Annotated in this window: 17 protein-coding genes; 6 read left to right on the top strand and 11 right to left on the bottom strand. The window is 58.9% G+C overall.

The annotated features are described in order from the left end of the window. The first annotated feature begins 54 nt into the window (after positions 1-54). Complete coding sequence (locus EP165_RS10720) at positions 55-2,448, top strand: thiamine pyrophosphate-binding protein (RefSeq protein ID WP_127522246.1); 2,394 nt, start codon at positions 55-57, stop codon at positions 2,446-2,448. 22 nt (positions 2,449-2,470) lie between these two features. On the opposite strand, the gene hydA is transcribed toward EP165_RS10720, so the two are convergent. Genes hydA through EP165_RS10700 form a run of 4 tightly spaced genes read right to left on the bottom strand, consistent with a single transcriptional unit; the run spans position 2,471 to position 6,322 of the window. After that, positions 2,471-3,862, bottom strand: a complete 1,392-nt coding sequence (hydA, locus tag EP165_RS10715) for a dihydropyrimidinase (protein ID WP_127522244.1) — start codon at positions 3,860-3,862, stop codon at positions 2,471-2,473. 48 nt (positions 3,863-3,910) lie between these two features. Continuing rightward, entirely contained in the window at positions 3,911-4,879 is a 969-nt protein-coding gene (locus EP165_RS10710) for an ABC transporter ATP-binding protein (protein WP_127522242.1), read from the bottom strand. Beyond that, the gene (locus EP165_RS10705) at positions 4,876-5,856 is read right to left on the bottom strand and encodes an ABC transporter ATP-binding protein (protein WP_127522627.1); all 981 of its coding nucleotides are present in this window, start codon (positions 5,854-5,856) and stop codon (positions 4,876-4,878) included. The genes EP165_RS10710 and EP165_RS10705 overlap by 4 nt, the downstream gene beginning before the upstream one ends. Before the next feature lie 10 nt (positions 5,857-5,866). Continuing rightward, entirely contained in the window at positions 5,867-6,322 is a 456-nt protein-coding gene (locus EP165_RS10700) for a VOC family protein (RefSeq protein WP_127522240.1), read from the bottom strand. A 117-nt stretch (positions 6,323-6,439) separates the two neighbouring features. Between EP165_RS10700 and EP165_RS10695 the strand changes: the two genes are divergently transcribed. After that, positions 6,440-6,928: an ureidoglycolate lyase gene (locus EP165_RS10695; protein ID WP_127522238.1), complete on the top strand. Its 489-nt coding sequence runs from the start codon at positions 6,440-6,442 to the stop codon at positions 6,926-6,928. Beyond that, positions 6,921-7,835, top strand: coding sequence for a polysaccharide deacetylase family protein (locus EP165_RS10690; protein ID WP_127522236.1), 915 nt, complete (start codon positions 6,921-6,923; stop codon positions 7,833-7,835). Before EP165_RS10695 ends, EP165_RS10690 begins: the two co-directional genes overlap by 8 nt. Before the next feature lie 25 nt (positions 7,836-7,860). Here EP165_RS10690 and EP165_RS10685 read toward each other — a convergent pair whose 3' ends face one another. After that, the gene (locus tag EP165_RS10685; RefSeq protein ID WP_127522234.1) at positions 7,861-8,577 is read right to left on the bottom strand and encodes an RraA family protein; all 717 of its coding nucleotides are present in this window, start codon (positions 8,575-8,577) and stop codon (positions 7,861-7,863) included. A gap of 28 nt (positions 8,578-8,605) precedes the next feature. Further along, positions 8,606-9,370 carry an SDR family oxidoreductase gene (locus tag EP165_RS10680; protein ID WP_127522232.1) on the bottom strand — a complete coding sequence of 255 codons (765 nt, stop codon included), beginning with the start codon at positions 9,368-9,370 and terminating at the stop codon, positions 8,606-8,608. Positions 9,371-9,478: 108 nt separating this feature from the next. On the opposite strand from EP165_RS10680, the gene EP165_RS10675 reads away from it, so the two are divergent. Genes EP165_RS10675 through EP165_RS10665 form a run of 3 tightly spaced genes read left to right on the top strand, consistent with a single transcriptional unit; the run spans position 9,479 to position 12,598 of the window. Continuing rightward, the gene (locus tag EP165_RS10675; protein ID WP_127522230.1) at positions 9,479-10,378 is read left to right on the top strand and encodes a dihydrodipicolinate synthase family protein; all 900 of its coding nucleotides are present in this window, start codon (positions 9,479-9,481) and stop codon (positions 10,376-10,378) included. Between the two features lie 19 nt (positions 10,379-10,397). Further along, positions 10,398-11,177, top strand: a complete 780-nt coding sequence (locus tag EP165_RS10670) for an SDR family oxidoreductase (RefSeq protein WP_127522228.1) — start codon at positions 10,398-10,400, stop codon at positions 11,175-11,177. 17 nt (positions 11,178-11,194) lie between these two features. Continuing rightward, entirely contained in the window at positions 11,195-12,598 is a 1,404-nt protein-coding gene (locus tag EP165_RS10665) for an FAD-binding oxidoreductase (RefSeq protein ID WP_127522226.1), read from the top strand. Between the two features lie 3 nt (positions 12,599-12,601). On the opposite strand, the gene EP165_RS10660 is transcribed toward EP165_RS10665, so the two are convergent. From EP165_RS10660 to EP165_RS10640, 5 genes are read right to left on the bottom strand one after another with little or no spacing between them, the layout of a single operon-like run. Continuing rightward, on the bottom strand, positions 12,602-13,324 hold the full coding sequence (locus tag EP165_RS10660) for a GntR family transcriptional regulator (protein ID WP_127522224.1): 723 nt from the start codon (positions 13,322-13,324) through the stop codon (positions 12,602-12,604). 57 nt (positions 13,325-13,381) lie between these two features. After that, positions 13,382-14,449: a C-terminal binding protein gene (locus tag EP165_RS10655; protein WP_127522222.1), complete on the bottom strand. Its 1,068-nt coding sequence runs from the start codon at positions 14,447-14,449 to the stop codon at positions 13,382-13,384. Then, positions 14,446-15,597, bottom strand: coding sequence for a 2-aminoethylphosphonate--pyruvate transaminase (locus EP165_RS10650; RefSeq protein ID WP_127522220.1), 1,152 nt, complete (start codon positions 15,595-15,597; stop codon positions 14,446-14,448). The genes EP165_RS10655 and EP165_RS10650 overlap by 4 nt, the downstream gene beginning before the upstream one ends. Continuing rightward, entirely contained in the window at positions 15,594-17,627 is a 2,034-nt protein-coding gene (locus EP165_RS10645) for a hydantoinase B/oxoprolinase family protein (RefSeq protein WP_127522218.1), read from the bottom strand. Before EP165_RS10645 ends, EP165_RS10650 begins: the two co-directional genes overlap by 4 nt. Beyond that, a complete protein-coding gene (locus EP165_RS10640) occupies positions 17,624-19,705 on the bottom strand; it encodes a hydantoinase/oxoprolinase family protein (protein ID WP_206075895.1) in 2,082 nt (693 codons plus the stop codon). The genes EP165_RS10645 and EP165_RS10640 overlap by 4 nt, the downstream gene beginning before the upstream one ends. Between the last annotated feature and the right edge of the window lie 27 nt (positions 19,706-19,732).

Here is a 19,732-nt window from a genome sequence, read left to right as displayed (position 1 = left end):
AACAGTCCGAAATGACCGGCTAGGATCACGCACCAGGACCGAACCGGGGCAGTCATGAACGAGATCAACCTAAGTCATCTGCGGGAACTCGAGCGGCGCGTTCTATGGCTGGCCATGTGGACGATTCATCATGCCAATCATGTACGTGCCGCGGACGAGGTGAAGGTGGGAGGGCACCAGGCCTCCTCGGCTTCAATGGCGGCCATAATGTCGGCGCTCTATTTCGGTGTGCTTCACCCCGAGGATCGCGTTGCCGTAAAGCCCCATGCTTCACCTGTCTTTCACGCAATTCAGTATCTCGCGGGAAATCAGTCGGCGGACAATCTGAAGCACTTTCGTGGATACAAGGGCGCACAAAGCTATCCCTCGCGCACCAAAGACAGCGACGACGTCGATTTCTCAACCGGATCGGTGGGACTTGGCGTCGCGCAAACGCTGTTTTCATCGCTGGTCCAGGACTATGTGACCGCGCATGGCCTCATGAAAGGTCGCGAGAAAGGCCGGATGATTGCGCTCGTCGGCGATGCCGAAATGGATGAGGGCAACATCTACGAGGCGCTTATCGAGGGCTGGAAGCAGGGGTTGCGAAACTGTTGGTGGATCGTCGATTACAATCGCCAGTCGCTTGACGCGGTCGTGCGTGAAGGACTTTGGGAAAAGTTCGAGCAAATATTCTCCGACTTCGGCTGGGACGTGGTCATCGTCAAGCACGGACGCCTTCAGGAAGCTGCGTTTGCAGAGCCGGGCGGCGACAGGCTCAAGGCCTGGATCGACCAATGCCCGAACCAGCTCTATTCGGCACTGAGCTTCCAGGGCGGAAGTGCGTGGCGCAAACGCCTGATGGATGAAATCGGCGATCAAGGCGAAGTAACCGAACTCATAGAGCGGCGCACGGACGACGAGCTTTCTACGCTCATGACCAATCTCGGCGGCCACGACATCGAGACGTTGCTCGGTGCGTTCACACAGGCGCAAGAGAGCGACCGGCCAACGCTGTTTATTTGTTACACGGTCAAAGGTCATGGCCTGCCGCTTGCAGGACACAAAGACAACCATGCGGGCCTCATGACGCCGGCTCAGATGGAGAAATTCCGCACGGCGATGCAGGTGCGACCAGGCAGGGAGTGGGACCCCTGGGAGGGCTGCGAAATTTCGCCGAAAGAGCTGCAACGAGCGGTTTCGAACGCACCTTTCTTCGCCTCCGGCACGCGCCGGCTTGCCGCCCCCGCAATCGCTGTTCCGCGCCGCCTCCCCATGCCTGCTGCGAAGGGCGCACCTGTGTCCACGCAAATGGGTTTCGGGCAGATCCTGCACGAGATTGCACGCGACGACACCGACCTCGCTCGTCGAATAGTGACAACCGCCCCCGACGTCAGCGTGTCGACCAATCTCGGCCCATGGATAAACCGGCGCGGACTGTTTGCACGCGAAACTCTGGCTGACACGTTCAAGTCAGAGCAGATCCCTTCCACCTATCAATGGTCGTTTTCACCAAGCGGCCAACATATCGAGCTCGGCATCGCAGAATCGAACCTGTTTCTCATGCTTTCGGCGCTGGGTCTTTCCCACTCCATCAATGGAGAACGGCTTCTGCCGATCGGCACGGTCTACGACCCATTCATCTACCGTGGTGCCGACCAGCTCAATTACGCTTGCTACCAAGATGCCCGCTTCATGCTTGTGGCAACTCCTTCCGGCATAGCGCTAGCTCCGGAAGGGGGTGCTCACCAGTCCATCGGAACACCGCTCATTGGTATCGCCCAGGACGGTTTAGCGGCGTTTGAACCGGCTTTCGTGGACGAACTGTCCGCAATCATGCGTTTCGGGTTCGACTATATGCAGCGCGACGGCGAAGGCGACCCCGATGAGCGCAACTGGCTACGAGACGAAACCGGGGGCTCGCTTTACTTGCGATTGTCGACCCGGCCGGTTGAACAACCACTCCGCGAGATTTCCGAAGAACAGGAGCGCCACATTATCGATGGCGCCTACTGGATGCGCAGGCCGGGACCAAACGCTCAGATCGTGGTTGCCTATAGTGGAGCGGTGGCCCCCGAGGCTATCGAAGCGGTTGGCACAATGGGTGAATTCCGGCGCGATGTGGGCCTGCTGGCAATCACATCGGCTGACCGGCTTAATGCCGGTTGGACTGCCGCGCAAAGAGCACGTGAACGCGGATTTGCACATGCAAACAGCCATATCGAGCGGCTGCTTGCCAGCCTGCCATCGCATTGCGTTCTGATCACCGTGACAGACGCCCACCCGGCAACACTCGGCTGGCTCGGTGCAGTGCTAGGACACCGGACGCGCTCACTCGGTGTGGAGCATTTTGGCCAGTCCGGAACTATCGCCGACCTTTACGCGCATCACGGAATCGACACCGACGCCATTGTCAGGGCAGCGCAATCCATGTCGCCGGGACGGCCCATACCGCGCCTGCACGTCTAGCCGCGGTCCAGGTCGGCATTGCTCAGATGGCCGGCTTCAATTCAACACGTCTGCCGCGTCCGTAGCTATCGGAGATTACGCCGCTCTCGACTACGACATCGCCTCTGGAGACCACCGTTTCCGGCCAACCGGTCACCGTTCTACCTTCAAAAGGATTGTAGCCGACATTATCATGAAGGTCGTCGGCGCCGAACGTCACTTTTCGATCAGGGTTCCAGATCGCAAAATCTGCGTCAGCACCAATTCGGATCGCCCCCTTCGCCTCCAGACCGAATATTCGCGCCGGGTTGGAGGCCGTGACTTCCACGAACTTGCAAAGGTCGAACCGGCCGCTTGAGACCATCGCGTCGAAAAGAAGCGGCATCCGCACCTCGAGCCCCGGCATTCCGTTTGCAATTCGGTTGAAAGGAGCGTCTGGCCCATTGGCCAGTTTACCGGTCCCGTCAAACCGGAAAGGCGCATGATCGGAAGTCACCAGTTGGATGTCGCCGAGCGCGAGTGCCTGCCAAAGCGCCTCCTGGTCGTCCTGCGTCCGCTGCGGCGGACTGCACATGAACTTCGCCCCCTCCAGGCCAGGCCTGTCGAGTTCCTCACTGGTCATCAGAAGATAGTGCGGACAGGTTTCGGCTCTTACCCGGCTGCCCCTCTGGCGGGCCTGCCGCACCAACTCAACACCCTCGCGTGTCGAAATGTGGAACAGCAGGACCGGCTGATCGAGAAACTCCGAAAACCGGATCATACGCGCAACCGCCTCAGCCTCTGCGAGGCGAGAATGAGCGGTCGCGTGGAACTTCGGGGCAGTATTGCCTGCAGCCAGGTTGCGTTCCGTGGCATATGCGATGATGGCGTGATTTTCAGCATGCACGCATATCAAGTCGCCGCCTTTTCGGGCCGCAGCCATCACCTGTAGAATTTTCGTGTCATCAAGTCGGATATTGTAGGTTGTAAATATTTTTATGGAGCGGTGACCGCGCTCCGCAAGTGTGACGACATCCTCCTCAAGCGACCCGCATTCCGGATCCGATACGATGATGTGGAAGGCATAATCGATCAGAGCGCCACGCTGCGCCCGGCGCTCATAGTCTTCAACGACTGGAATGAGCTCCTGTCCCTTGTGCTGAGCAGCGAACGAAACGCATGTGGTCGTGCCGCCAAAGGCGGCGGAGCGTGTCGCGGTCTCGAACGTGTCGGCGTTCAGTAGGCCGTTGCCCGAAATCTGTTCGATGTGACAGTGGGTGTCTACGCCGCCCGGCAGCACCAACCGGCCCCGCGCCTCGACCTCGCTGGCACCCTTGCCGACATTGCGCGCAATAGCGACAACCCGCCCGTCAGAAACACCAATATCAGCTTCGGCAATCCCGTCGGCGTTAACAACCGTTCCGCCTCGAACAACCAGATCGAATTCCAGAGCCATTGCCGTGTTACCAACTCGTCGCAGAGTGAATGAAATGCCGATTTATCATCAGCCGGCATTCGCAACGTGGCACGCGACCTGGTCAATGAGCCTTGGGACGTCTCGCCGGCATCTGTCTATGGCAACCGGGCAGCGGGGATGAAACGCGCAACCGGCGGGCGGATTGATGGGACTTGGTATCTCACCCGTGATACCTGTTCTTTCGGTCCTGCCTCCATCAACCTTGGGAACCGCCTCAAACAGCATTTTGGTGTACGGGTGGCGTGGGTTGGCAAAAAGCTCGTCCACCTCGCCAATTTCGACAATACGACCGAGGTAAAGGACGCCAACGCGCGTAGCCATGTAACGCACGACCGCGAGATCATGGCTGATAAAGAGATAGGTAAGACCGAGTTGCTCCTGCAGCCTGCGCATCAGATTCAGGATCTGCGCCTGCACCGAGACGTCGAGCGCTGAGGTAGGCTCATCGCAAACAATGAAATGCGCCTCCGATGCAAGCGCCCGCGCGATTGCCACGCGCTGGCGTTGACCTCCGGAAAACTGGTGCGGGTATTTCTTCCGATCGTCGGGGTGCAGTCCCACAAGTTCCAGAAGTTCGTCGATGCGCTTCGACAATTGCGTCTTGTTCGCAACGAGATTGAGCGTCCGGATCGGTTCAGCAACGATCCGCTCGACGCGCCAGCGCGGGTTGAGGCTCGCATAGGGATCCTGAAAGACCATCTGAATACCCTGCCCGCCATCAGCGCGTACCGTTCGCAGCGAGCTGTCAATCACGACCTCACCCTGAGAAGCACCCAGCAGGCCGACGACTATCCGGGCAAGCGTGGACTTCCCCGAACCGGACTCGCCAACAAGCGCAAACGTTTCACCACGTTCAATCTCAAATTCCACGTCAGTCAACGCGTTGACAACCTGGCGCGGTTTGCCGCTGATCTTGCGGTTGATCCAGCTGTCGGAGATGTCGAACTGGCGCCCGACCTTGCGAATGGAAACCGATCCGTCCGTCTGTGGCTTCATGCGGCGCGCCTCTCACTGTTGTAGAGGTGACAGGCGACCTTTCGGCCCTCGTGATCAAGAAGGTCAGGCCGCCGTATATCGCACGGCTCAAACTTCTGGCCGCACCGTGCGTGAAAGGCGCAGCCTTTCGGTATTGCCGTCAGCCGCGGCATCGAGCCCGGTATCTGAACCAGTTCGCGGTCGGTTCCTGTGACGGTTGGGATCGCCCCCATCAAGCCGCGCGCATACGGATGCAGCGGCTGCGAGATCAGTTCGTCTCTGCGACCGATTTCAGCTATGCGCCCGGCATACACAACGGCCACACGGTCGGCGATTTCCGCGATAACCCCCATGTCGTGCGTGACCAGCATGATCGCGACACCACGCTCGTCGCACAGCGCGCGCAACAGGTCGAGAATCTGCGCCTGAACAACTACATCCAAGGCCGTTGTCGGCTCATCAGCGATGATTAGTTCCGGGTCGGCGCAGAGCGCCAGCGCGATGACGACACGCTGACGCATGCCGCCGGAGAACTCGTGCGGAAAGGAGTCGATACGTTCCTCAGGTGAGGGAATTCCGACCTCGCCAAGCAATTCAATTGCCCTTTTCCGCGCCGCGCTCGGCGAGCAATCAAGATGCGTGAGGATAGTCTCGACGATCTGGTCGCCCACTCGAAAAAGCGGGTTGAGACTTGTCAGTGGGTCCTGAAACACCATTCCGATGCGCTTGCCGCGAACGCGGCGCATCTGCGAGGCGGGCAGATTGTCGATCCGCTCTCCACCGAGCAGAATTTCACCGCCGGACACTCGTCCAGGCGAAACGATCAGGTTGGCGATCGCAGAGCCCGTCAGCGACTTGCCTGCACCTGACTCGCCGACGACACCCAGTACTTCGCCCCGACCGATTTCGAACGAAATATTGTCAATCGCCTTCAGCGGACCGAACCGCGTTTCAAACTCTACCGAGAGGTTCCGGACCGAAAGGACCGACTCGTCCAAAGGTGTCATTTCAGATACCCTTCACGCTGGCATACTCTACCAGCTCGGCGTCCGTGTAGAGCTGCATGAACTCAACCTCCAAGCCGCCGACTTCCTCCTCGAGAAAAGCCACGAAGCCTTCAGGATGAGGGTGTTTCCCCGCTACGCCGCAGGCAACACACGTCTTGAGCGCACCACCCTTGGCTACGGCGGCATCCAGCGCGTTTTCGATTGAGGGCACAGCATAACAGATATGATGAAGGCCCTCCGATCCGCGCTTCTCGATCCACGAATCGAAGCGCCCGCCGGGCTCCAGCGACTGGCAAAGCTGGTATTCGATTCCCCCGACGCGGAACAAGGCAACACGCGTCTTCGACTTCGCGTAGTCGACGATTTCGGCATCATCGCCGGCGGAAAGAAACGCACGGTACTTTTCAAGCGCCTGCTCGGCATCGCGGACCGCAAAAGCCATATGCTGAATCTTCATTTTTCACCGCTTCAGGGCCCTGCGCTGTGCACGCGACCATCCATCTTCGATATATGCGAGAGTCGAAAGTTAGTATAATTGTCTAACAAAGTCGATCCCGATTTTGGAGAAAAACGGATGGCATCACCGTCCAGACACGACGTCAGACGAGTTGAATCGATAACCGAGATCGCGTTTGAGCCTTTCGGAAAAGTGCTGAAACACCCCGGTGGGCGTGACCGTCTCTACCTGGACTGTGCATTCGGAAATGCGCCCGGATCGACCAAGGCTCTGTGGATCAACAATCCGCCGCAGGCGCAGTTTCCAGTTACTATTAGCAGCTTGGAGAAGCACCCCTTCACGCCGCAGGCATTTCTTCCAATGCATGAATGCGAATTTCTGGCCATTGCCTGTCTATCCGACAAGCGAGGTGACCCGGTACCTTCGTCGCTTCGCGCATTTCGGGTTACCGGCCCCACTTCGATCGTCTACGCGGCAAACGTTTGGCATCATGGACTGCTTTCATTCCGTGCCGATACCAACTTTGTCGTCTTGCAATCTGTTGCAGGCCGCGGCGACGACATCGTTCACAACCTCGACAGAGAAATAGAGCTTCACAATGACTGAACCGGACCTCTCCTCGCTGGAACGCGATTTCATCGGATACGGGCGTCAGCCGAAGATAGAGCCCTGGCCAAACGGGGCCCGGATCGCGGTCAACATCTGCGTCAATTACGAGGAAGGATCGGAGCAATCGGTCCCAGACGGCTATGACCGATCCGAAGGCGGGCTCACCGAATCCAGAGCACTGGAGTTCGACGGGCGTGACCTGGCAGCGGAATCGATGTTCGAATACGGGAGCCGCGCAGGCATATGGCGTATTCTACGTATTCTCGAAGACGCCAAAGTACCCGCCACAATCTTTGCATGCGCGCTCGCTCTTGAGCGGAATCGCGAAGTTGGCACTGCGATCAGCGAACTGGGCTACGATATCTGCGCCCATGGCTGGCGCTGGGAATATCACAGCCGGCTCACTATGGCTCAGGAGCGTTCCCTAATCGCAAAGTCCTATGCATCTATTGAAGCACAGACCGGCATCAAACCGGCAGGTTGGTATTGCCGATACGGACCCAGCGTCAATACACGCAGCTTGATCGTGGAGCACGGCGGCTTCCTCTACGACTCCGACGCATACAATGACGATCTGCCTTATTGGCGCCGCATAGGCGAGTGCGACCATCTGATCATTCCCTACGGGCTGGTCTGTAATGATGCCAACTTCATGCGCGGCGGCATGGCTACGGCAGATCAATTCTATTCACTGCTGAAAGATACGTTCGACCTGTTGTACCGCGAAGGTAAAGGCCGGCCGGCAATGATGTCGGTCGGCCTGCACCCGCGCATCATCGGTCACCCAGGCAGAGCAGCAGGACTTCAAAGCTTCGTCGAATATGTATCGAACGTCTCCGATGCATGGATATGCCGCCGCAGCGACATCGCGATGCACTGGCACGATGCCCATCGCCGACCCTGATCTTGCGACACCACAACAGCCACGGCTAGCCGGCCCTCCATTTATCGAACTCCGCCATTGTTTTTTCGTTCGGCGGATAGGTACCTGACAGAGGTGCACCGTCGCGCACTTTGGAGATGACGAATTCCTCGAGAACTTCACGCTCGCTTGCAATGCGCGCAACCTCGGCCGCCATGTGACGCGGTATGACCACGATCCCGTTTGCATCTCCCATAACGACGTCTCCGCAGTATACGGCAACTCCATCGCACTCGACGGGTCCGTTCACGTCCACCACCATGCGATGCGACGTCAGTGGCGTGGCGGCATTTCCTGTACAGAATACGGGCATCTCGATTTGCGCGATCGCAGCCGCATCCGAGACGGAGCCGTCCAACACGACGCCTGAGACGCCCACACCTTTCATATAGGTCGTCATGATATCCCCCATGAAGGCTGTGCGCGTTTCGCCACCCATGGCGACAACCAGCACGTCACCAGCCTTCAGCTGATCGACGGCAGCAGCCTGAAGATTCGGCGATGAGCCTCCCGCAATCGCCGACACAACATCTTCGCGCGCCGCGATCGTCCGCACTGTCAACGCGGCACCGACAAACTTGTTGCAGTTGCTATTCAAGGCGCGCGGTCGGAACATGAAGGTGTTTTTGTAGCCGTTCTTCCAAAGCGTCGAGACAACGGTTGGAACCGCGGACTTCATGAGCATGTTACGGATGGCGGGTTCCAGAGGGACGGTGGCAGACATGATAACTCCTAAAATCGGGGCGGAACGCTCAGCCGGCCATCCAGCCGCCGTCGGCGACGAGGCGTGAGCCGGTGGTGAAGGAAGAATCGTCACTCGCCAGAAAAAGCACGGCCTTCGCCTGCTCTTCCGGCAGTCCAAGCCGGCCAAGCGGGTGACGCCCGATTGATTTTTGCTCGGCGGCGAGAGGGTCTGGGTTACGCGAGAACGCCCGACGCAACAGCGGCGTGTCGATAGCACCCGGCACCAGAAGGTTGACGCGAATATTCTCCGGCGCGTGATCAACGGCCATTGTCCTGCAAAGACTGTCGAGCGCACCCTTGGTGGCCAGATAGGCCGCGTTCGCCTTGCCCCCCGAATAAGCGAGTTGCGAGCCCACGAAAATAATCGAGCCGCCGCCTCGACGGCGCATCGACATGACTGACTCGCGGGCCCACAGGAACGATCCGGTGAGATTGGTGCTCAAAACGGCGTTCCATCGTTCGAGCGATGTGTCGGGGACACTGGTTCCTGTCGACCAACCAGCCGACGCGAGAAGAACGTCAAACCCACCAAAGGTTCGCTCGACCTTGACCGCATGCGCAGCGACGGTCTCTTCATCGCCGACATCGCCAACCAGCAATGCAAGCCGGTCTCCCGCGTTCAACTCGGCCGCGGCACCCTCGAGAGTTGAGCGGCTGCGGCCGACGATCGCCACGCGGGCGCCCTCCTCCAGAAAAAGCCGGGCACTGGCAAGACCTATCCCCGACGCACCGCCAGTAATTACGGCCACTTTGCCTTCGAGCTTACCTGTCATGACTCATGTCACTCCACATCCGAACCCACATTTCGAATTGTTAGCTTGTAATACAATATGACGCCTGATAGGAATAGAGAAAATTTGCTTGGGAAGGGATCCGCACGCATGCTTACAGTCGACGCCAAGGGTGTATTTCCGATCGCGCCCACCCCATTCGACGACAGTGGGGAGCTCGACTTCGCGTCGACGGAGAAGATGATCGACACCTTCTTGAGCTCGGGCGCTACCGGACTGACGATCCTGGGAATGATGGGCGAGGCTCCGAAGCTGACATTCGAAGAATCGGCCGCATTCGCGAAATGCGTGATGAAGGCGGTCGACGGCAAGGTGCCGGTCGTCGTCGGCGTTTCTTCACCCGGCTTTGCAAATATGCGCCAGCTCACGCAGACCGCCATGGATATCGGCGCAGCGGGCGTAATGGTTGCACCCGGCGGTGGCCTGAAGACCGACGAGCAGATCCTCGGCTATTTCGGAACTGTCGTGGAAACGATTGGAGAAGACGTTCCCTTCGTTTTGCAGGACTTTCCCCTCACCACCAATGTGGTCATGAGTGTTCCCGTGATCCAGAAGATCGTGGAACAGCATACCTCCTGCGTGATGCTGAAGCACGAGGATTGGCCCGGTCTAGAGAAGATCTCCAAACTGCGTGCCGCGGGCGGGATGCGCCGGATCTCAATTCTGTGCGGCCATGGCGGCTTGTTCCTGCCTTTCGAGATGGAACGTGGTGCCGATGGCGCCATGACCGGGTACGCCTACCCGGAAATGCTGACGCAGGTCGTAGAGCTGATGAACGCCGGCAAGCGCGAAGAAGCACACGATCTCTTCGATCGACATCTTCCGCTTGTCCGTTACGAAACCCAGCCGGCGCTCGGACTTGCCGTACGAAAGTACGTACTGAAGAAACGCGGGATTATTGCGTCTGACCGACTCCGCAAACCCGGACCCGCATTGAGTGCTGCAACCGTCGCCGAAATTGAATGGATGATCCGCCGGATAGAGCGGTAGGACTGAGGAGAATACCCAGATGGAACTGAACCTCTCCGGTAAGAAGGCCCTAGTTCTGGGCTCCACCAAGGGGCTCGGGCATGGTATCGCCTCGGCCTTAGCGGCCGAGGGCGCCACGGTCGGTATCGTGGGGCGCACATCGGAAAGTGCGATTGAGGTAGCGTCAGCTATAGATGGCAGCGCGCACGGCTTTAGCTGCGATACAACGAGTGCGGACCAGATTGATGCTCTTCATGCGAATGCCACCGCACGGATAGGTGCAATCGACATCCTTGTACTTAATGGCGGCGGACCGCCACCCGGCAGTGCGCAAGGTGTAGATTCCGACCTGTGGCGCGCCTCTTTCGATTCCATGTTCGTGAATCTCGTCAGGCTGGCAGATCTGGTTCTTCCTCAAATGATCGAGGCAAAGTTCGGCAGGATCATCTCGGTGATTTCGTCGGGCGTTATCGAGCCGATCCCCAATCTGGCGATCTCCAACACGATCAGGCCGGCGTTAGTCGGCTGGGGCAAGACGCTGGCGAACGAAGTGGGCAAGCACGGCATCACGGTGAACGCAATTGCTCCCGGGCGGATCGCGACCGACAGGCTGAAACAGCTCGATGCCAACAATGCGCAGCGGCTGGGAAAATCCGTAGATGATATCCAGTCAGCTTCGCGGGGTCGCATTCCGGTTGGGCGTTATGGCAGGCCTGATGAATTTGCGGCAGCGGCGGCCTTTCTGGCCAGCGAGAAGGCCTCCTTCATCACAGGCTCGATCCTGCGCGTCGACGGCGGCCAAATAACAAGCATTATCTAACACCGGTTTTTTTGCCGATGAGCCCTGACTTCCTGGAGAATCTGGCAGCAGCAGTAGGTCAGGCAAACCTGTTAACCTCCCATGACGACCGTGTTCCCTTCGACACGGATTGGAGGGGCGTTCTTGACGGCCGATCACTCGGCGTCGTGCGCCCCTCCCGCGTGGAAGAGGTCGCAGAAACCGTCCGGCTATGCGCCAAAAACTCTGTCACAATCGTACCGCAGGGCGGCAATACCGGCATGTGCGGCGGAGCAACGCCGGACGGTTCCGCGCAGCAACTCGTCGTGAGCCTCACACGGATGCGTGCGATCCGGGAACTCGACATAACCAGCAACTGCATGACGGTCGAAGCCGGTCTTTCGCTTTTCGAGGCTCAAGAGGCGGCCGCTGGCAACGGGCTCATGATGCCGCTCAGCATTGCATCCGAGGGGTCGGCCACAATCGGGGGTGCGGTCAGCACAAATGCGGGCGGTGTAAACGTACTCCGCTATGGAAACATGCGGGACCTGACGCTTGGTATCGAGGCTGTCCTTGCGGACGGGACAATCTGGTCCGACCTCAAAAAGTTACACAAGAACAATACCGGCTACGATCTCAAGCAGCTGTTCATCGGCGGCGAAGGGACATTGGGGATCGTGACCGCGGCTTGCATCAAGCTCCACCATCCGCCGTCCTCCCGCCTGACCTTCCTTGCCGGCATCAAGTCAGTCCAATCGGCCCTGTCTAGCCTCAAAGATATCCAAGGCCGCTTCGGCAAAATCGTGGAATCCTGGGAACTCTTCTCGGACGTGTCCGCAAATCTGCTGGCGCGGAATTGCGGCTATGAGAGGCTCCCGTTGCAGGCCACCCATCCGTGGTATCTGCTGGGCGAGATAGCGCTTTACGACGACGGCGATGAGGACATCTGGGCCGAGCGGCTGGTCGAAATGGCCGGCCGGATGCAATGCGACGACATAGTCCTGGCGATGTCTCAATCGCAACGCGAGAACTTGTGGGCAATTCGGGAGAATATCAGTGAAGCCGAGCGTGCGCAGGGCAAGAGCATCAAACATGATGTGTCCGTTCCTACCGGCGCGATACCGGATCTAATCGCCAGAGTTCTGAACAGTTTCGAAACACGCTTTACCGACTGTCAGATCAACATTTTCGGGCATGTCGGCGACGGTAACCTGCACATCAATGCTATCCCCCGCGAGATAGGCGTTCAGATCGGGGCTGATACCGCAGCCGCGATTTCGGAGTTTGTGTACGACGCGGCTGTGGCATTGGACGGGAGTTTTTCCGCTGAGCACGGCATCGGCAGCATGAAAACGGCGCAGATGGCAAAATACAAAGAACCACCCGCGCTCGAACTGATGCGGCAGATCAAGGCTGCCCTCGATCCAATGGGAATTTTCAATCCGGGGAAGGTACTGACCTGACGATTATGAGAGGCCGCTCGAGCGAGCAACTTCTTCGCTCTGGCGCCGCCTCGCCAGGAAATGCTTATCCAGCGCCACTTTCAGTTCATCCCCTGAATCAGGTGAATGAACCTGTTTCTCGATGAACTTCAGAAGGGCTATGTGGCGGTCGACGACGGTCGACAGCTTTATGTCTCGATATCGCGCCAGATTGAATATGATCAACACGTGGCGGGCAATGGTCTTCCACATCGAGATTGCGACTTCGTTGCCAGATGCATTTGCGATCGCGAGGTGAAAATCCAGATCGGCGCGCAGCATCTCGCCGAAATCGTCAACGTCCGCGGCACGGCGCATACGGTCGATCACCGCACGCAGATCGGAAAGTGACTTGCTGTCCTTTTGCCAGTTGCGAATTGCGTCACGCAACAGAACCAACTCCAGCATGAGGCGTATTTCGAATACCTGCTCGACCTTGTTCTGACCGTAATCGGCAACCCGGTAACCGCGATGCCCCCCGCCCACCAAAATTCCTTGAGTGGCGAGTATCTTCAACGCTTCACGCACAGGCACCCGGCTTACCTGAAAGCGCTTGGTCAATCCGGTTTCAACAATCCTCTCGCCCGGCCGAAGGTGACGCGTAGCGATTGCCTCTGCAATTGCGTCTGCGATTGCGTCAGGCAAAAGTGCCCGCTTCGGAAGCGGGAAGCCACCCTCCACATCATCAACCGCAGTTTCAGTCGCCATATCGCCGCAACTACCTAGTCTGTGTTGCCGGACCTAGTACTTCCGCCAGTATCCGATTCAGTTCACACTTATAGCGGATTGTCCGCCATAGGGACCAAATTCAAAACCGTGTCGGTAAAGTTGTGGCAGATTTATACAGCTACGCAAGGAACCGTCGCGCAAATACTCCACGACCGCCAAGGTTGACAACCGGCGCATGTCACACAGGCTCTGGGGTGTGTAGAACGCCGCATGGGGGGTAACGAGCAGCCTCCCCTCCAGCCAGCTTTCGCCCTTGGTCCAGGCCTCCAGCAACGGGTGTGAACGATCCAGCGGCTCGGTGGACAGAACATCGAGACCGGCAGCGCAAATGCTGTCGCTTCTGAGCCCGTCAAATACAGCGTCCAAGTCTACGGTTCCGCCACGCGACGTGTTGATGAGAATCGCGTCGGGCTTCATGCGCTCGACTGCAGCACGGTCGATAAGGTTGCTTGTCTCGTCGGTCAAAGGACAGTGCAGACTGACAATGTCGCTTGTCGCTAGAAGCTCGTTGAGCGTCTTGTAGCGATGAAAACCGAACGAAAGTTCGGTTCCGGCCTCAACATAAGGGTCGTAAAACGCGACGTTCATTTCGAATGCGCGGGCCCGCAAGGCCGCAGCGCGACCGATCCGGCCCAGCCCGATAATTCCGAAGGTGAGCCCGCGGATACGCCTAACTGGCCTTACCGGAAGCTGAAGCGTACTCCACGCGTCGTCGCGGACCAGCAGCCTGTTATTGTACGCGGTCGTAGCGCGCAACAGGTCGAGTGCCATCGCCAGAGTGTGATCGGCGACCTCGACTGTGCCGTAGTCCGGTGTATTGCAAACCGGGATACCCCGCTTGGCGCAAGCATCGATATCGATGTGATTGAAGCCGACACCCGCCTGAACAACGATTTTTGCACGATCCATATCGTCCACGAGTTTCGAGGGAAGCGCATGGCGGCTGCGGCAATTGACTATCGCGTCGGCCGCCTTCAGCGCATCGGCGCTGATAGCTCCCTCTTCCGGACGAATGATGTCATATTCAAATCCGGCGCCCGTAACTTCCCGCTCGATATCCGGGTCGCCTGCAAACTGCGGGTCGATGATTAGGAGGCGCGTCATTGATGGCCCGCCTCGACAGCTTCAGCCGGCGAAAGACCTAACTCAGTCAGAGCATCGTCAATGGCGGATAGAACAAAGTTCATGTCGCCCTCGACAAGATCGCCCATAACGCCGATGCGGAACGTACCTGTTGCCGTAAGTCGGCCGGGGAAGATCACGATATTGCGCTTCTCCAACGCCTTATAGAACTTCTGGAAGGAATAGTTCGGGTCTTCGGGGTCGTGGAATGTGGCAATGATCGGGGCCGCGACATCGTCGGGCAGGAGAGTGCGAAATCCACGCTGCCGCAGTCCGTCCACCAGCCTGCGCCAGTTGCTCCTGTATCTTTCGAGCCTTGGCGCCTGGCCGCCCTCCCGGCGGTGGCGCTCACACGCCTTGGCCAGCGCGCCCATGACATGCGTCGGCGGTGTCCATCTCCACCATCCGGTTTCCTCAAAGAATTTCCACTGCGCGTAAAGGTCGAGACAGGCGCTTTTCGAGTTGCCCTTCGCGATACCCAGGGACGACTTTTTCGCAATGACGATGCCAACGCCCGGGACACTTTCGAGACACTTATTCGGCGAAACGAAAATTGCCTCGAGATCGAGCGCCGCCGCATCGATGGGGAAGCCACCGAACGAGGCGACTGCGTCCACCATGAACTTCTTCTTCCGCTCGCGCGCCACCTCGCTGATCATTTCAATGGGGTTGAGCACACCGGTACCAGTCTCCGCGTGGCAGCAAATGATATGGGTGATCTCGGGGTCGTCGTCGAGCGCCTGTTCGATGTCCTCGCGCGCGGGAAGCGGGAGCATCGGCAGTTCCAAAACAACAAGAGGTACCCTGATGCTCTCCGCGAGTTCGCGCAGACGCTGACCGTAGAAACCGTTCTGTATGACGAGCAGCTTGCCCCCTTCGGGGATCAGTGTCTGGTAGCCGGCTTCGATGGCATAGGTGGCGCTGCCCTGAACCAGTATGCATTCATGGGTTGCAGCGCCGTTGCAGATGTCGAGCATGTAACTGCGCACCTCGGCCGTCAGTTTCGTATGCTCCTCCGCATTGGGGCTGCGGTCGCGCAACATTTCCCGCTTTACCTCATCGGAGACCGTGAGCGGGCCGGGCGTCAGCAGGTAGAAGTCGTGACGGCGTTCGTTGAGCTGTGTGCTCATTGATGGGTCTCCATGGCAAAATCCTCCAGATCACTCCGGAGACGTTGAATTTCAGAATTGAGCCTCGCGCGGGCCGACTGGGTGTCGCCGATCAGCGAAACCAGGTCGCTGGCATCTTTGCCCGCGAGGCCGGGCACCACGTTCAGAAAAATGTCGGACCTGCGCTTCGAGCGAACAGCCAGCCCGAGTTGCATGAGCAAGCCGTTGAGCTCGCACATCACCGCATCGTCGAAAACGGCTTCCCAGGCATCGCGCTCCGGGCCGAAATCGTAGAAATCGTCGTTGCTCTTCGCGGCGCTGCGAGAATCACGAAGGGCTTTCGTCGCCTGCTCGTCGACTTCGCCATTGTGAAGGACCACGCCATAGTCGTCCCGCGCGGCAGCCTCACTCACATAACCAAACAGCACGTCCTCGCGCACCATTTCGGCAGGGCGCAGAAGCGGGTCTCCATAACCGCCGCCGCCTGGGGTCATTATCGTGACGATGTCTCCAGGCTGCGGGTGAAAAATATCCAGCTTGCCAAGTTCGCGTTCGCCAGGGAGGCCGAGATTGACCACCACCCTCGCGCGCTCGCCCGGCTTGCCTCCGGCTACGCCCCACGGTCTGAATACGAACCGCTCCATCCCGCGGCCAAGAACGGCGCTGCCATGCTTGGCAATCTTGACGCTGAATACCACGCCGGTGCCGCCGCGCCAGCGGCCAGCGCCACCGGAATCGCGTCGAAGTGCATAGTTCGTAATCGTCGCAGCGGCCTCCTCCTCGGTTTTTTCGATCGGCGTGTTGCGCTGGTTGGCGAGACTGGAATCGCGTCCGTCGACGCCGTCTGACCCGGAGCGCGCGCCGGTGCCGCCGACCAGCGACTGGAGCACCATCACGTTGCGTGCGCCGGATCGTGCGTCCTGCTCCACCAGCACGGAGGGGATCATGATGCCGCCGCTGGGTGCGGGCATGAGGCTCGGTTTCGCCTTTGTCATTGCCCCAACCAGTGCTTCGTTCAGGCGGATTGCGGTCGCGCTTCGGATACCGACCGCCGCAGGCGGTTCCGGGTTCAGGATGCTTCCCAGCGGCGCTTCGACAGTCACATTGTTGAAGACGCCATGGTTCAGCGGAATGCTGCGATCATTGCTGAATACAAAATGCATCAGCTTCAGCGTGAGCCACGGATGGCGCTTACCGCCGGTCGGAATATTGTAGGCGGCCTCGACCTGGGGATCCGAACCTGAAAAGTCGAGATGAACGTGCCCGTCGGACACGACCATTTTGCATCGCACCCGCACAGGTATTCTCGAATTGTAGTCGTCGTCCAGATAGTCCCAAAATTCGTAGGTTCCATCCGGTATCGTCTGCTGAACTTTCAGCGCCTTGATGCCAGCATATTCCACCAGATCCTGCTGTGCATGCATCAGCGTGTCTGCACCGCGCTGCTCGATTAGACCCAGGACGCGCTTCTCGCCAACGCGAAGCGCTGCGAGCATCGCCTTGATGTCTCCAAGATTGACATCGGGCGTACGGCAGTTCGCGCGGTAGAAGGTGAGAAAATCCTCGTTCATCTGACCGGCTTTGACGATCTTCATGGGAGCTATCTGCAGCCCCTCTTGAAAAAGGTCAGTAAACTTGGGCGATATGCTCGACGGCACGCCGCCACCGATGTCGGCTGAGTGAATGAAATCCCACGCATGTGCCACGATGCGGCCTTCGTGGAAAATCGGCCGAATGAGATGCAGGTCCGGCATATGAGTCGCCAGACCCTCGCTCTCATACGGATGGTTGGTAATCACGACATCGCCGGGCTCAAGATCGGGAATCCGCTCAAGTGTCGGCCCCACATTGCTATCCAGAAAGCCCGAAACCCCCAGGAAGTTCGGGTAGGCAAAGAAACGCCCTTCCGGAGTTGCCAGGGCTGTACCGAAGTCGCCAGCCTCCTTTACGTACGTGGTACGTGCGGAGCGCTGCAGCGTGATCGCCATCTCTTCCGTGATGGCGGTAAATTTGTGAAAGAAAATTTCGACGGTAATCGGATCTAGTTTCATCCCTGCATCTCTCTCCTGAGCCTGAGAGTGCCCTGTCTGCCCGCCTCGGCATGCCAGCCTGGCAGCAGGAATATTGTGGTATCTGGCTGCTCGATGATGGCCGGCCCGGCAACAGCCGCCCCCTGCCCCAGCTCTTCCCGGCGGTACACGGCTGCCTCCAGATATCGTCCGCCATGCCATACCGTGCGCGTATCGGATGAGGACGGCCTGGCACTATCGGCGTCCGGCAGCGTAACTGGCGCCACGCGTCCGATGACGCCGAGACGCAAAGTGGAGGTCTGCAAGGCGCTGTCCGGTTCGTTAAAGCCGTACAGTTTCTGGTGTTCCTCATGGAAAAGCCTGCTGACCAGCTCTGCGGAAAGCTGATCCCGCTGTTCCGGCGGGATGAAGATTTCCAGCTCGTAAGCTTGGCTCGGATAGCGCAGGTTGATCGACACGGCGAAATCGTGTGCGCCGATCAGGTCACCTTCTTTCTCAACCCAGCGCCCCGCCTCGGCCTCCATTTCGGCAAGCTGCGCGGTCAGCTTATTCCAGTCTGCTTCCGCGCGCTGTCCCGCATCGCCGATCAGATATCGCGCATTTGCCACGTAATCCCGGCGTACGTCGGCGAGCACCGCACCGAGTGCGCAGAAAGTGCCAGGCGCGGTCGGAACGAGAACAGACGTCAGGCGCGCCTCCTCGGCGAGGAGGTTTGCGTGCGTGGCACCGGCCCCTCCATATGCCATTAGCGAGAAGTCCCGAGGATCAACTCCGGCATGCGCCAAAAGCTTGTTGATCTCAGTCGCCATTTTCGCAGTTGCCACTCTGATTGCGGCCTCCGCCGCCTGAAGCGCGCGGTCAGGGCCCTGCATACCTAACTGCTCCGCAATCGCATCCAGTGCAGTTCGAGCGGCTTTGGCGTCAAGCTGCATGCGCCCACTCAAAAAGTTGTCGGGGTCGATGATGCCCAAAGTCACATAGCAATCGGTGACAGTCGGCTTTTCGCCGCCGCGGCCGTAACAGATCGGTCCCGGAGCGGCACCCGCCGAAAGGGGGCCGACCTTGAGAAGACCCAACTCGTCCACCCACAATATCGAGCCGCCGCCGGCGCCGATCGCCGCGACGTTCACGACCGGCATCATCAGCGGAAAATCGCCGACGAATGTCGATGAAGTAAATTCCGGTATGCCCCGCTGGCAAACCGAGATGTCGGCGCTCGTGCCGCCCATGTCGAAGGTGATCAGTTGGCTGATGTCGCTCGCGGCGCCGACGCGCGTTGAGGCGACCACCCCCGATGCCGGGCCCGACAAAACGGTATCGATTGGCCGGCTACGCGCCGTGTCGATGCCGAGCGTGCCGCCGTTGTTGGCTGTGATGTAAATGGGACATTCAAGCCCCACCGCTTTGACCCGGCTCTCAAGCCGGTCGAAATAGCTGGTCATCAAGGGCTGGATATAAGAGTTCAACCCGGCAACCAGGCACCGTTCGTACTCTCTGATTTCCGGCCAGACAACGCTCGACTCCGTAATCAGCAGCTCGCCAAGCTCGCTGCGCAGAGCATGCCCTATTTCAATCTCAAGAGACGGGTCTCGGTAGGAGTTAAGCAACATGATGGCTACCGCTTCCACATCCGCCGATCTAAGTTGTGCGGCCAGCGCCTTGATCTCGGCCGTGTCCACGCCATCGATGACCCGCCCCCGCGCGTCCATACGAGCCGAAACCTCGAAGACGAGATTTCGCGGGACAAGCGGCGTTTCGCGTGGCTCCGTGAAATCGTAGGAGCTTGGCAACCGCATGCGCGCAATTTCCAGGACATCGCGGGTACCGCGCGACACGATCAACGCCATCTTGGCGCCGCGCCGCTGAATGATCGCATTCAGTCCAATAGTCGTTCCGTGAACGACCAGCTCAACCGACTGCGCCGATATTCGATGGTTTTCGATCAGGGCACGTATGCCCTGATCGACGGCTGCCGAGGGATCATCCGGCACGCTTGGTTCCTTGTGGAACCAAAGCTCCCGCTCCGCCATGTCCGCAAGGACGAAGTCGGTAAAAGTTCCGCCGACGTCAATGCCAATGCGGTAACGCTTGTCTGCCATCAGATCCTCTCGCATCCCAGTTAGTCT

Source organism: Mesorhizobium sp. Z1-4, assembly GCF_004000235.1.
In the GTDB taxonomy this organism is placed as follows: Bacteria; Pseudomonadota; Alphaproteobacteria; order Rhizobiales; family Rhizobiaceae; genus RCIO01.
The sequence above is the reverse complement of the archived record's forward strand: the minus strand, read 5'-3'. Positions and strand labels throughout refer to the sequence as shown.